Origin of the sequence: Staphylococcus parequorum (assembly GCF_039237145.1) — a bacterium.
GTDB classification, from domain to species: Bacteria; Bacillota; Bacilli; order Staphylococcales; family Staphylococcaceae; genus Staphylococcus; species Staphylococcus equorum_A.
On sequence record NZ_CP150682.1, the window covers coordinates 1,155,169 to 1,169,739 of the forward strand.

Annotated in this window: 9 protein-coding genes, 6 tRNA genes and 3 rRNA genes; 16 read left to right on the forward strand and 2 right to left on the reverse strand. The window is 37.5% G+C overall.

Annotated elements, in window-relative coordinates; genetic code table 11:
- Positions 1-113 precede the first annotated feature (113 nt).
- A complete protein-coding gene (locus tag AAA453_RS05405) occupies positions 114-428 on the reverse strand; it encodes a heme oxygenase (RefSeq protein WP_046465798.1) in 315 nt (104 codons plus the stop codon).
- 170 nt (positions 429-598) lie between these two features.
- The gene (locus AAA453_RS05410; RefSeq protein WP_002507009.1) at positions 599-859 is read right to left on the reverse strand and encodes a hypothetical protein; all 261 of its coding nucleotides are present in this window, start codon (positions 857-859) and stop codon (positions 599-601) included.
- Between the two features lie 177 nt (positions 860-1,036).
- On the opposite strand from AAA453_RS05410, the gene AAA453_RS05415 reads away from it, so the two are divergent.
- The 16 genes from AAA453_RS05415 to rocF all read left to right on the forward strand — a co-directional run bounded on the left by AAA453_RS05415 (position 1,037) and on the right by rocF (position 14,499).
- Positions 1,037-1,540 carry a metal-dependent hydrolase gene (locus tag AAA453_RS05415; protein WP_285323802.1) on the forward strand — a complete coding sequence of 168 codons (504 nt, stop codon included), beginning with the start codon at positions 1,037-1,039 and terminating at the stop codon, positions 1,538-1,540.
- Positions 1,541-1,654: 114 nt separating this feature from the next.
- A complete protein-coding gene (locus tag AAA453_RS05420) occupies positions 1,655-2,842 on the forward strand; it encodes a UTP--glucose-1-phosphate uridylyltransferase (protein WP_427706766.1) in 1,188 nt (395 codons plus the stop codon).
- 19 nt (positions 2,843-2,861) lie between these two features.
- Positions 2,862-3,545 carry a PAQR family membrane homeostasis protein TrhA gene (gene trhA, locus AAA453_RS05425; RefSeq protein WP_427706768.1) on the forward strand — a complete coding sequence of 228 codons (684 nt, stop codon included), beginning with the start codon at positions 2,862-2,864 and terminating at the stop codon, positions 3,543-3,545.
- Positions 3,546-3,920: 375 nt separating this feature from the next.
- Positions 3,921-5,249, forward strand: a complete 1,329-nt coding sequence (sdrM, locus tag AAA453_RS05430) for a multidrug efflux MFS transporter SdrM (RefSeq protein ID WP_427706770.1) — start codon at positions 3,921-3,923, stop codon at positions 5,247-5,249.
- A 237-nt stretch (positions 5,250-5,486) separates the two neighbouring features.
- On the forward strand, positions 5,487-5,939 hold the full coding sequence (locus tag AAA453_RS05435; RefSeq protein WP_046465793.1) for a SepA family multidrug efflux transporter: 453 nt from the start codon (positions 5,487-5,489) through the stop codon (positions 5,937-5,939).
- A 339-nt stretch (positions 5,940-6,278) separates the two neighbouring features.
- Complete coding sequence (locus tag AAA453_RS05440) at positions 6,279-7,343, forward strand: Mrp/NBP35 family ATP-binding protein (protein ID WP_277582589.1); 1,065 nt, start codon at positions 6,279-6,281, stop codon at positions 7,341-7,343.
- Between the two features lie 494 nt (positions 7,344-7,837).
- Positions 7,838-9,390: ribosomal RNA gene (locus AAA453_RS05445) — 16S ribosomal RNA — on the forward strand.
- A gap of 289 nt (positions 9,391-9,679) precedes the next feature.
- A 23S ribosomal RNA gene (locus AAA453_RS05450) occupies positions 9,680-12,607 on the forward strand.
- 81 nt (positions 12,608-12,688) lie between these two features.
- Positions 12,689-12,803: ribosomal RNA gene (gene rrf / locus AAA453_RS05455) — 5S ribosomal RNA — on the forward strand.
- Together the 16S, 23S and 5S rRNA genes with 6 tRNA genes alongside form the textbook arrangement of a ribosomal RNA operon.
- An 11-nt stretch (positions 12,804-12,814) precedes the next feature.
- Positions 12,815-12,889, forward strand: a tRNA-Asn gene (locus tag AAA453_RS05460).
- Between the two features lie 3 nt (positions 12,890-12,892).
- Positions 12,893-12,964, forward strand: a tRNA-Glu gene (locus tag AAA453_RS05465).
- Between the two features lie 8 nt (positions 12,965-12,972).
- A tRNA-Val gene (locus AAA453_RS05470) sits at positions 12,973-13,048 on the forward strand.
- Between the two features lie 16 nt (positions 13,049-13,064).
- Positions 13,065-13,148, forward strand: a tRNA-Tyr gene (locus AAA453_RS05475).
- Positions 13,149-13,152: 4 nt separating this feature from the next.
- Positions 13,153-13,227, forward strand: a tRNA-Gln gene (locus tag AAA453_RS05480).
- Between the two features lie 4 nt (positions 13,228-13,231).
- Positions 13,232-13,304 (forward strand) — tRNA-Lys (locus AAA453_RS05485).
- 289 nt (positions 13,305-13,593) lie between these two features.
- A complete protein-coding gene (rocF, locus tag AAA453_RS05490) occupies positions 13,594-14,499 on the forward strand; it encodes an arginase (protein WP_046466187.1) in 906 nt (301 codons plus the stop codon).
- Positions 14,500-14,571 lie beyond the last annotated feature (72 nt).

Consider the following 14,571-nt stretch of genomic DNA (forward strand, 5'->3'; position numbering starts at 1 on the left):
CAACAATCGAATATGAATATAATAAAACACCCCAAAAGTTAGATGAAATCTAATTTTTGGGGTGTTTTGCAATATTGATTGTTTTCTTGATTTAAACTTACAAAATCATTTGATTAATTAAGTGTTGATAAAACATTAGCTTTAACAACTTTATTCCCTATGACTGGTGAATCTTCGCTTTTAGATTTTGACTTACCTGCGTGTGCTTCTTTAAAAGCATCACTCTCTAGCCATGCTTTGAAATTATCTTCAGAATCCCACCAAGTATTCACATACATCTGATCGTGGTCTGTTTCGTCTTCAATAAGCCAAACTTCAACTTTACGAAAGCCTTCTAATTCATTAATTTTGCCCTTTTTAGTAAAATTAGGCGCCATTTTCTCTGCAAACCCTTTTTTTACATCAATTCTATTCGTAACAACGTACATGATATGCACCCACTTTCTAAGATTTAGCTATAGTATATCATCATTGTGAATTAGAGGTTAATTGATATCCCTTATTCAAGTTAAATAGGTTTAAGACGTAATTAATATAAAAAAGACGAAATTCTAACGTGGGATTAGAATTTCGTCTTTTTGTTGTTAATTGTTTAATACTATTTTGTTACTTCATTATATACTTTTTGATCATTTTGCGTATAAATAATGTATTCATGGTCATTAGTGTCGATGATAACACGGTTCGTTTTTCCGAAAGTAGAACCAATTCTCGAAACTTTATTTCTATCTAATTTTGGAATTTCATGGATATTTTGATCTTGTGAAATGTTCTTAATATCACTTGTTGGAATCTTAATATCTGCAACTCTCCATTGAATTCTTACTTCATTGTTATCTTTTTTAACTGTCATTGCCATATCTAGAACACATCCTTTAATTAATTTATAGCTACATCATACAACAACATGCAATCGTTTTCAAGTAATTGTGTGATACTTTTTGTGAATATGTTATACTCAATGCTTTGTTACGAAAGTACGTTCGCATTGATATAAAAGATATGATAAAATATATTGCGATAAGGAGAAGTGAAAATGACAGGTAAAACCCACGCATCATGCGGTTTATTAGTAGGCGCATTAACTATAGAATATTTCCATACAGATTTGTTTACATCAATTACGGTTATAACGCTTGCAGTTATATCAAGTTTATTACCTGATATTTGTCATGCACAGAGTAAAATTGGTAGACGATTAAAAGTTTTGAGCTTTTTTATTAGAATATTATTTGGTCACAGGACATTTACACACTCACTATTATTTATTTCAATTATAATTTGTCTATTATATGCTATCCAAACACCAATTTATTATTTAATTACGATTATATTCGGATTGCTATCTCATGTTATACTAGATATGTTAACACCTAGGGGAGTTAAATTTTTATATCCTATCCCTATCAGTGTGAAATTCCCTTTGGTTTTTAAAACAGGTGGTCTCGTTGATTTATCACTTGCGAGTGCGTTAACTATAGGCGCAACTTATGTGTTTTTTCAACCGTTTATTAATCAACTGTTTTTTAAATGGTTATGATTAAGGTTGTGCATATAATCATAATAATATAAAGTACAAATAGTGAAATTATATATTCAAGTCAGTAATAAGATATTATTTTTATCTAATATTTGAATATTAAGGAGAGAGAACATGCTAGATAAGAAAGGTTTAGAAAAGTTTAATCAAGACCATTTAATTGAATTTGAAAAACTAATGAGTACAAATGAAAAAGAACAATTAGCTAATAAAGTAGACTCTTTAAACTTATCTGATATTCAAGATTTATATGAAGATTTATATGTAAATAAAAAAGTAATCGATGATGTTTCTTCTATTAATGAAGTGAAATATGAAGTTAAAAAAGAATTTACAGAAGAAGAAATCAAAAAATATGAAGAAGTTGGTTTAGACGCAATTCAAAAAGGCAAATTTGCAGTGTTATTAATGGCAGGTGGGCAAGGGACGCGTTTAGGTTATAAAGGACCTAAAGGTTCGTTTGAAATTGAAGGCGTTAGCTTATTTGAAATTCAAGCACAGCAATTAATAGCATTAAAAGAACAAACAGGTGTAGCTGTCGATTGGTATATCATGACTAGCAAAGTAAATGACAAAGAAACACAACTGTTTTTCGAAGCTAAAGATTATTTTGGATATGATAAATCACATGTGCACTTTTTCAAGCAAGAAAACATTGTTGCCTTATCTGAAGAAGGCAAGTTAGTTTTAGACGTAGATGGTAACATCCTAGAAACGCCTAACGGTAATGGTGGCGTGTTTAAATCACTCAAAAATTCAGGCTATTTAGATGAAATGACAGACAATGGTGTGGAATATATTTTCTTGAATAATATTGATAACGTTCTTGTGAAAGTATTGGACCCATTATTTGCAGGTTATACATTCCAAAAAAGTATGGATATCACTACAAAATCAATTCAACCTAAAGAGGGTGAAAGTGTAGGTAGATTAGTTACAGCTAATCAAAAAGATACTGTACTTGAATATTCAGAATTAGACCCTGAAGTTGCTAATGAATTTAATAACGCTAATATAGGAATACATACATTTAAACTTTTATTTATTAACAATGTGGTTGATCATGCATTGCCATATCATTTAGCGATTAAAAAATTAAAACAGCTAGATGATGATTTTGGCGTAATTGAGCAACCAACGCTTAAGTTTGAATTATTCTATTTTGATATTTTCCAGTATGCTAATAGCTTTATTACATTACAAGTACCGAGAGAAGAAGAATTTTCTCCTTTAAAAAATAAAGAAGGTAAAGATAGTGTTGAAACAGCTACAGCTGATTTGAAACGTATGAATTTGATTTAATAAAAGGGTGGTTACACTTATGTCTCATACAGTAGATGTAGATAATAGCAAAGTGGCTAAAACATTTAAAAATATTGTACCTTTAACGTTTGGTGAGGAAATTGGAAATGCAGTTTCACATGGGGTAGCTGCATTCATTGCTTTATGCGTATTGCCGTATGCAGCAATACAAAGTTTTATGGATCATGGCATATTAGGTTCGTTTAGCGTTTCACTATACGTGATCAGTATTTTTCTAATGTTTATATCTTCAACGGTTTACCATGCGATGCCTAATAATTCTTCACATAAATATATACTCAGAATTATCGATCACAGTATGATATATATCGCAATTGCTGGAACATATACACCAATATGTTTAGTGTTAATCGGTGGCTGGCTAGGATGGACTGCAATGGCAGTGCTTTGGGGTATTACACTCTGGGGCATTCTATACAAATCATTAGCTAAAAATGTTAGTCATAAATTAAGCTTAACAATGTATTTAGTTATGGGATGGATTGGCGTTTTATTTTTACCGACAATTATCTTCGATTCATCGGTAACATTTATGCTATTTATTCTATTCGGTGGGGTTGCTTATACGGTCGGAGCATGGTTCTATGCACAAAAAAATCGTCCATACTTTCATATGATTTGGCACTTCTTTATAGTGATTGCATCCGTATTTCATTTTATAGCTATTTTATATTTTATGTAATTTTTAAGAAAAATACATTGTGATTTAATAGTATCTAGAACATCAAGACAGGTTTTAGTCGCAGTTGTTATATTGGCGCTAGCTGTCTGATATCTAAATGAACTTATAACTAGTTTTTAAAGAACTACTGCTACATTTGTGAAGACGAGTAGTTCTTATGCAAGAACTTCAGTGCTTGTATTATTTTTTAGTAGGCTTTGTGGGGGCGGGAATATGAAATCAAATTTTAAATTTTGATTTCTATCCCGCTCTTTTTTTAAACAAATTATCATAAAGCATAGTTTTAATTTAACGAAGTAGATTTGAAACTGATTACAACATATTGATTTGATTATACTTGAAAGCATTTTAATTTGTTATGCAAGGAGGTAAATTATGAATGTTAAGTCTTTAGGTATCGTAGTTGCATTAATATTAATTATGTTTATGTCGGCCATAGAAACATCCATAGTTTCTTTGGCAATACCTACTATAAGAGATGACTTAAACGTTACTTCATCCATTTCACTGATTTTTGCAGTTTATTTTATTGCAATTGTCATAGCTAATCCGATTGTGGGAGAACTACTAGATAGAACGAAAATTATTTATATCACGCTTTTAGGATTATTGCTTTTTACTATAGGTAGTTTCTTATCCGGGATAAGTGGTACTTTCAGCATACTAATCATGTCCCGTTTCATACAAGGTTTAGGCGCCGGTGTAATGATGGCATTGAGTCAAATCGTACCTAAACTTGCCTTTGAAATTCCATTACGTTATAAAATTATGGGAATTGTTGGTAGTGTATGGGGGATTTCTAGCATTATTGGTCCAGTTTTGGGAGGAACTATTTTAGAATTTGCAACGTGGCACTGGTTATTCTTCGTGAATATTCCGATTGCAATCGCAGCTATGGTATTGGTGATAATCACATTCCATTTTGAAAATGAAAATACAACTACAACGAACAAATTAGACGTGAAGGGCTTAATGTATTTCTATGTATTAATCTTCTTTTTAATGTTTACAGTTATGAATAAAGCGAATTTATATTTAAACATAATTTCACTTATCTTAGCTTGTGTAATGGCAGTAGTTCTTTACAAAAATGAAAAAAACGTAAAAACACCATTTGTACCAGTTGCAGAATTTAATAAGACGATTATTTTAATATTCTTCACCGATTTTGCTTATGCAATTATTCTGATGGGTTACAACTTATATATGCCTATTTATTTACAAGAGGAAATGGGTCTCTCACCATTACAAAGTGGCTTTGTAATATTTCCAATTTCATTCGCTTGGTTAGCGCTTAATTTTTCATTAGATAAATTAGAGGTTAGAATGAGTAGAAAAGGATTATATATTTTTGCATTCACATTATTAATGCTATGTGGCATTTTAGTATTTATAGGCACCGAGTCGCCATTATTTATAGCATTTAGTTTATTACTTGCGGGAGTTAGCTTTGGCACAGTTTATACAAAAGACAGTGTTATTACTCAAGAAGAGACTTCATTAAATAACATGAAGCGGATGATGTCGTTCTATACATTAACCAAGAGTTTAGGTAACTCAATAGGTTCTACTGTGATGGGTTACATTTATGCACTATCATTTACTTTTATCAGTCTACAAATACACAATGTTATCTTACTTAGTTTAGTTATATTGATTATACTAATGGTTTTATGGGCTGTAATTTATAGAGAACAGAAATAAAACTCGCATTAGTAAGCTATATCTATATAATTAAAACATGATGTACTTCATTAATAAACGTTATAATTTGAATAGTAGAGCTTTGTGTTAATTTGTATTTGGTAGTGAGTTGTTATAATGGTAATATAGTTTATGCGATTATAGTTTTAATAATAAAAAACCAGCGAGATTGTAATAAAAGTTAGGTGATTATTAAGCGGAATATCGAAATAGAGTGAAAAGGGAGGACAGTAAGCAATGAAATATATAAAATATTTATTTACAACGCTTATTGTACTTTCGGTATTTATTATTTCTGGGGCTATATTTTTAACATTTTTAGGATTTGGATTATATGGCTTGAGTAGAATCCTTATTTATTTCCACCTTGCGTATTTTGGATATAATAAAAACTTTTACGATAACTTAATTTATTATGGCAGTTATATTGTATTAGGTTATTTTAATTTGTTTATAATAGAGAATTTAATGGATTACTTTAGAAAAAAAATACCAGATAACCCATATTTTAAAGGCATAACTTATCACTTAATTACTTTCACAGTAACAACTTTGTTATTTTACTTCATAGTGCATATCCATTATGCCTATATAAATATTGATTTTTGGGTGATTGTATTTATCATTGGACTCTTATTTATATGTAAGGAAATATTTTATCCAGATAGTGAAAACTTAAATGGAAAATAAGCAAGGTACTATAGAAAATCAATTCGGTTAATTGAAGTGTTTAAACTGTATTGATCATAAAGATTGAACATAGCATTAATATATATAGTAGAAACTGTAATATTGTAACCTTATCACTGATAATTAAAGTAACCATTTAAGAAGACAAGAATAATATCAATGAAATAGCAATTACTATAAGAAGTTAGTTTATTTATTCTTTAATAGAGAGTGAAGTGAGCTAACTTCTTTTTTAATAAGCTGATTATATTTATACTGAATATAAACTATTTAAAGCAAACTTAAGTTTTGTTTGTTAGAATATAAATAATGATTATTTTATAAAGAGGGGGACGCATTGTGTTAACGACTGAGCAAGTTAAAGAACTTGTTGGAGAATTAAAAGATCCAATAATAAATGTACCTTTAAAAGAAACCGATGGAATAGTAGAGGTTACTATTAAAGAAGAAATAGAGCATGTAAGTGTCAAAATAGCTATGGCTCAATTAGGGGGACAACCTCAATTAGATTTACAGATGGCCGTAGTTGAAGTGTTAAAAGAAAATGGGGCTAATACAGTTGGCATTAGATTTGAAGAATTACCATCTGATGTAGTAGAACAATATAGAGGTACGAGCGATGACGAGCAACAAACAATAGAAGGCTTATTATCTAAAGACAATCCTGTAGAGTTTATTGCCATCGCTTCTGGTAAAGGTGGCGTTGGAAAATCCACAGTAGCAGTCAATTTAGCAGTATCATTAGCTAGAGAAGGTAAAAAAGTTGGTCTAGTTGATGCTGATATTTATGGCTTTAGCGTTCCAGACATGATGGGAATTGATGAAAAACCAGGTGTACAAGGTAAAGAAATCATACCAGTTGAACGTCATGGTGTGAAAGTCATTTCGATGGCTTTCTTTGTTGAAGAGAACGCACCAGTTATATGGAGAGGCCCAATGTTAGGTAAAATGCTTACGAATTTCTTTGTTGAAGTGCGATGGGGAGATTTAGATTATTTGATTTTAGATTTACCACCAGGTACTGGGGACATTGCTTTAGATGTACATACGATGTTGCCATCAAGTAAAGAAATTATCGTAACAACGCCTCATCCTACTGCAGCATTTGTTGCAGCAAGAGCTGGAGCAATGGCAAAACACACTGAACACACGATTTTAGGTGTAATAGAAAACATGTCTTACTTCCAAAGTAAAGAAACTGGAAATAAAGAATATGTATTTGGAACAGGTGGCGGTGAAAAGCTTGCTGAAGAATTACAAACAGACTTATTAGGTCACCTACCATTAGAGCAACCATCATGGAATCCAAAAGATTTCGCTCCTTCTATTTATCAACCAGAGGATAGATTAGGAGAAATATACCAATCAATGGCACAACAAATCATTGAAAAGACTAGAAAATAGTAGCATTTAAGGAGTGGGTAGAAATTAATTTAATTTTTATCCACTTTTCTCTTGCAATTTTTTTGAATGGTGGTAGAATTATTTCTTGTGACCAACGAACGCATGATACAGCGTAAACGTAACAAATCACAATAAACAAAATAAAGTATTGACTTTCTCTTGTGAAATTGATATTATATAAAAGTCGTCAAAAACGACAAAAACATTATTTAATTCAATTTCGAAAAAGTGTAAAAAATATACTTGAAATTTTATAAGAAATACTTTAATATTATTAAAGTAATGTTAAATGATTGTTAAAGAATATTAATTTTTTATTGACACAACGTCAATTGAAATGGTATAGTAATAAAGCAATTATCCAAATGAACATTGAAAACTGAATTGCAATATGTCAACGTTAATTCCGAACGCAACATTAAATTGTTGGTTCAAACGTGTTAGAGATAACACACAAATTAGTATTTTATGAGCTAATCAAACATCATAATTCATTTATGGAGAGTTTGATCCTGGCTCAGGATGAACGCTGGCGGCGTGCCTAATACATGCAAGTCGAGCGAACGGATAAGGAGCTTGCTCCTTTGAAGTTAGCGGCGGACGGGTGAGTAACACGTGGGTAACCTACCTATAAGACTGGAATAACTTCGGGAAACCGGAGCTAATGCCGGATAACATTTGGAACCGCATGGTTCTAAAGTAAAAGATGGTTTTGCTATCACTTATAGATGGACCCGCGCCGTATTAGCTAGTTGGTAAGGTAACGGCTTACCAAGGCAACGATACGTAGCCGACCTGAGAGGGTGATCGGCCACACTGGAACTGAGACACGGTCCAGACTCCTACGGGAGGCAGCAGTAGGGAATCTTCCGCAATGGACGAAAGTCTGACGGAGCAACGCCGCGTGAGTGATGAAGGTTTTCGGATCGTAAAACTCTGTTATTAGGGAAGAACAAATGTGTAAGTAACTGTGCACATCTTGACGGTACCTAATCAGAAAGCCACGGCTAACTACGTGCCAGCAGCCGCGGTAATACGTAGGTGGCAAGCGTTATCCGGAATTATTGGGCGTAAAGCGCGCGTAGGCGGTTTCTTAAGTCTGATGTGAAAGCCCACGGCTCAACCGTGGAGGGTCATTGGAAACTGGGGAACTTGAGTACAGAAGAGGAAAGTGGAATTCCATGTGTAGCGGTGAAATGCGCAGAGATATGGAGGAACACCAGTGGCGAAGGCGACTTTCTGGTCTGTAACTGACGCTGATGTGCGAAAGCGTGGGGATCAAACAGGATTAGATACCCTGGTAGTCCACGCCGTAAACGATGAGTGCTAAGTGTTAGGGGGTTTCCGCCCCTTAGTGCTGCGGCTAACGCATTAAGCACTCCGCCTGGGGAGTACGACCGCAAGGTTGAAACTCAAAGGAATTGACGGGGACCCGCACAAGCGGTGGAGCATGTGGTTTAATTCGAAGCAACGCGAAGAACCTTACCAAATCTTGACATCCTTTGAAAACTCTAGAGATAGAGCCTTCCCCTTCGGGGGACAAAGTGACAGGTGGTGCATGGTTGTCGTCAGCTCGTGTCGTGAGATGTTGGGTTAAGTCCCGCAACGAGCGCAACCCTTAAACTTAGTTGCCGGCATTTAGTTGGGCACTCTAGGTTGACTGCCGGTGACAAACCGGAGGAAGGTGGGGATGACGTCAAATCATCATGCCCCTTATGATTTGGGCTACACACGTGCTACAATGGACAATACAAAGGGCAGCTAAACCGCGAGGTCATGCAAATCCCATAAAGTTGTTCTCAGTTCGGATTGTAGTCTGCAACTCGACTACATGAAGCTGGAATCGCTAGTAATCGTAGATCAGCATGCTACGGTGAATACGTTCCCGGGTCTTGTACACACCGCCCGTCACACCACGAGAGTTTGTAACACCCGAAGCCGGTGGAGTAACCATTTATGGAGCTAGCCGTCGAAGGTGGGACAAATGATTGGGGTGAAGTCGTAACAAGGTAGCCGTATCGGAAGGTGCGGTCGGATCACCTCCTTTCTAAGGATATATTCGGAACATCTTCCTTGAGAAGATGAAGAGGAATGACATTGACATATTGCATTCAGTTTTGAATGCTCATTACGAGTATTCATTGCGTTATTTTGTACATTGAAAACTAGATATGTAAGTAAAATTTATGATTTTACCAAGCAAAACCGAGTGAATTAGAGTTTTAAAAAGCTTGAATTCAAAAAAATAGAAATAATCGCTAGTGTTCGAAAGAACACTCACAGATTAATAACATTTTAGATTTTCAACCGATTTTTTTCGTGTTGAAGGTCGAAAAGATTAAGTTATTAAGGGCGCACGGTGGATGCCTTGGCACTAGAAGCCTACGAAGGACGTTACTAACGACGATATGCTTTGGGGAGCTGTAAGTAAGCTTTGATCCAGAGATTTCCGAATGGGGAAACCCAACACGAGTTATGTCGTGTTATCGATATGTGAATACATAGCATATCTGAAGGCAGACGCGGGGAACTGAAACATCTTAGTACCCGCGGGAAGAGAAAGAAAAATCGATTCCCTGAGTAGCGGCGAGCGAAACGGGAAGAGCCCAAACCAACGAGCTTGCTTGTTGGGGTTGTAGGACACTCTGTACGGAGTTACAAAAGAACAAATTAGACGAATCATCTGGAAAGATGAATCAAAGAAGGTAATAATCCTGTAGTCGAAAGTTTGTTCACTCTTGAGTGGATCCTGAGTACGACGGAACACGAGAAATTCCGTCGGAATCCGGGAGGACCATCTCCCAAGGCTAAATACTCTCTAGTGACCGATAGTGAACCAGTACCGTGAGGGAAAGGTGAAAAGTACCCCGGAAGGGGAGTGAAATAGAACTTGAAACCGTGTGCTTACAAGTAGTCAGAGCCCGTTAATGGGTGATGGCGTGCCTTTTGTAGAATGAACCGGCGAGTTACGATTTGATGCAAGGTTAAGCGACTAATGTGGAGCCGTAGCGAAAGCGAGTCTGAATAGGGCGTTGAGTATTTGGTCGTAGACCCGAAACCAGGTGATCTACCCATGACCAGGCTGAAGTTCAGGTAACACTGAATGGAGGGCCGAACCGACTTACGTTGAAAAGTGAGCGGATGAGTTGTGGGTAGCGGAGAAATTCCAATCGAACCTGGAGATAGCTGGTTCTCTCCGAAATAGCTTTAGGGCTAGCCTTAAGTAATGATTATTGGAGGTAGAGCACTGTTTGGACGAGGGGCCCTTATCGGGTTACCGAATTCAGACAAACTCCGAATGCCAATCAATTTTATCTTAGGAGTTAGAACGCGGGTGATAAGGTCCGTGTTCGAAAGGGAAACAGCCCAGACCACCGACTAAGGTCCCAAAATATATGTTAAGTGGAAAAGGATGTGGCGTTGCCCAGACAACTAGTATGTTGGCTTAGAAGCGAGCCATCATTTAAAGAGTGCGTAATAGCTCACTAGTCGAGTGACACTGCGCCGAAAATGTACCGGGGCTAAACATATTACCGAAGCTGTGGATTGTCCGTAAGGACAGTGGTAGGAGAGCGTTCTAAGGGCGTTGAAGCATGATCGCAAGGACATGTGGAGCGCTTAGAAGTGAGAATGCCGGTGTGAGTAGCGAAAGACGGGTGAGAATCCCGTCCACCGATTGACTAAGGTTTCCAGAGGAAGGCTCGTCCGCTCTGGGTTAGTCGGGTCCTAAGCTGAGGCCGATAGGCGTAGGCGATGGATAACAGGTTGATATTCCTGTACCACCAAATTTCGTTTTAAGCGATGGGGGGACGCAGTAGGATAGGCGAAGCGTACTATTGGATTGTACGTCCAAGCAATGAGACTGAGTGTTAGGCAAATCCGGCACTCTTAAGGTCAAGTTGTGATGGGGAGAGGAAATTGTTTCCTCGAGTCGTTGATTTCACACTGCCAAGAAAAGCCTCTAGCTAGAATTTTGGTGCCCGTACCGCAAACCGACACAGGTAGTCAAGATGAGAATTCTAAGGTGAGCGAGCGAACTCTCGTTAAGGAACTCGGCAAAATGACCCCGTAACTTCGGGAGAAGGGGTGCTCTTTAGGGTTAACGCCCAGGAGAGCCGCAGTGAATAGGCCCAAGCGACTGTTTATCAAAAACACAGGTCTCTGCTAAACCGTAAGGTGATGTATAGGGGCTGACGCCTGCCCGGTGCTCGGAAGGTTAAGAGGAGTGGTTAGCTTCGGCGAAGCTACGAATCGAAGCCCCAGTAAACGGCGGCCGTAACTATAACGGTCCTAAGGTAGCGAAATTCCTTGTCGGGTAAGTTCCGACCCGCACGAAAGGCGTAACGATTTGGGCACTGTCTCAACGAGAGACTCGGTGAAATCATAGTACCTGTGAAGATGCGGGTTACCCGCGACAGGACGGAAAGACCCCGTGGAGCTTTACTGTAGTCTGATATTGAAATTCGGTACAACTTGTACAGGATAGGTAGGAGCCTTTGAAACGTGAGCGCCGGCTTACGTCGAGGCGTTGGTGGGATACTACCCTTGCTGTGTTGGATTTCTAACCCGCACCATTTATCATGGTGGGAGACAGTGTCAGATGGACAGTTTGACTGGGGCGGTCGCCTCCTAAAGAGTAACGGAGGCGCTCAAAGGTTTCCTCAGAATGGTTGGAAATCATTCATAGAGTGTAAAGGCATAAGGAAGCTTGACTGCGAGACTTACAAGTCGAGCGAGGGTCGAAAGACGGACTTAGTGATCCGGTGGTTCCGCATGGAAGGGCCATCGCTCAACGGATAAAAGCTACCCCGGGGATAACAGGCTTATCTCCCCCAAGAGTTCACATCGACGGGGAGGTTTGGCACCTCGATGTCGGCTCATCGCATCCTGGGGCTGTAGTCGGTCCCAAGGGTTGGGCTGTTCGCCCATTAAAGCGGTACGCGAGCTCGGGTTCAGAACGTCGTGAGACAGTTCGGTCCCTATCCGTCGTGGGCGCAGGAAATTTGAGAGGAGCTGTCCTTAGTACGAGAGGACCGGGATGGACATACCTCTGGTGTACCAGTTGTCGTGCCAACGGCATCGCTGGGTAGCTATGTATGGACGGGATAAGTGCTGAAAGCATCTAAGCATGAAGCCCCCCTCAAGATGAGATTTCCCAACTTCGGTTATAAGATCCCTCAAAGATGATGAGGTTAATAGGTTCGAGGTGGAAGCATAGCGATATGTGGAGCTGACGAATACTAATCGATCGAAGACTTAATCAAATTTAAAAAGTGTTTTGTTTGGCATTATCAAATTTTACTTACTATCTAGTTTTGAATGTATAATTTTTATACAGTTCATTGTCTGGTGACAATGGCAAGGAGGTCACACCTGTTCCCATGCCGAACACAGTAGTTAAGCTCCTTAGCGCCGATGGTAGTCGGACTTACGTTCCGCAAGAGTAGGACGTTGCCAGGCAATTTAATTATTCCACAGTAGCTCAGTGGTAGAGCTATCGGCTGTTAACCGATCGGTCGTAGGTTCGAGTCCTACCTGTGGAGCCATATGGCCCCGTGGTCAAGCGGTTAAGACACCGCCCTTTCACGGCGGTAACACGGGTTCGAGTCCCGTCGGGGTCATACATATTGGAGGATTAGCTCAGCTGGGAGAGCATCTGCCTTACAAGCAGAGGGTCGGCGGTTCGAACCCGTCATCCTCCACCATTTTTAATTTAATAGCGGAGGGGTAGCGAAGTGGCTAAACGCGGCGGACTGTAAATCCGCTCCTTCGGGTTCGGCAGTTCGAATCTGCCCCCCTCCACCATTAATGGGCTATAGCCAAGCGGTAAGGCAACGGACTTTGACTCCGTCACTCGTTGGTTCGAATCCAGCTAGCCCAGCCATTTAGAGCCATTAGCTCAGTTGGTAGAGCATCTGACTTTTAATCAGAGGGTCAGTGGTTCGAGCCCACTATGGCTCACTCTATAGCATTTCTCATAAGAGAAATGCTTTTTTTGTGCTGAAAATTAAAACTTCTGAAAATCTTTAAATGATAATATAATAAAAAAAGTGAAAAAAATCCTATACATTTTTATGATTAGAATAGTATGTAAAAGGCAATATAAGGCCTTTTTATGAATTATAAATCATTATACTGGTTTTATATGTAAAATGATGATTTTATAAAAAAATGATGATATTACATTAACTTGAAACATAAAGCGCTTTCGATTATTCTAGTAACAGATGAAAACAAAGGGGTTTTTAACATGAATAAAAAAATAGAAATAATTGGAGCACCATCAACATATGGACAAAGGAAATTAGGGGTTAACTTTGGTCCAGATGCTATACGATACGCAGGCATTGTTGATCGTATTAGAGCGATAGGCTTATCCGTTGTAGATTCTGGTAATATTGAAGTACCAGCAATTGATTTAGATAAGTTTAATTCAGAGCAAGAGGGCTTACGAAATTTAGACGAAATTATTACTGTTTCTAACAACTTAAGTGAAGCAGTTTCAAATAGTATTGAAAAAAATAATTTTCCATTAATTCTTGGAGGAGATCATTCAATTGCTATAGGTTCAATATCTGGCGTAAGTAAACACTATGATAACTTAGGCGTTATTTGGTACGACGCACATGGAGATTTAAATGTACCCGAAGAATCACCATCAGGTAATATACATGGTATGCCATTACGTGTACTTGCTGGAGATGGGGATGAGCGCTTAGTTAATATTTCAAATTATACACCTAAAGTGAAACCAGAAAACATCGTTCTTATAGGGATGAGAGATTTAGACGATGGCGAACGCCGTTACATAAAAGAAAATAATATTAAAACTTATACCATGGCGGAAGTTGATAGATATGGTATTAACCAAGTTATAGATGAAACGATAGAATATCTAGAACCTAAAACAGATGGTATACATTTATCATTAGATGTTGACGCGTTGGATCCTGTTGAAACGCCAGGAACAGGCACTAGAGTCTTAGGTGGTTTGACATATAGAGAAAGTCATTTTGCATTAGAGTTATTACATAACTCGAAGTGTGTGACTTCTATGGATATAGTTGAAGTTAACCCATTAATAGATCACACCAATGATACAGCTAAACAAGCGGTTGGTTTAGTAGGTAGTTTCTTTGGAGAAACGCTTCTATAATTAGTAATGAAACTGATATGGATATAATCCATATCAGTTTTTTTAATTTTTATTATAAAATTAAATACTAAA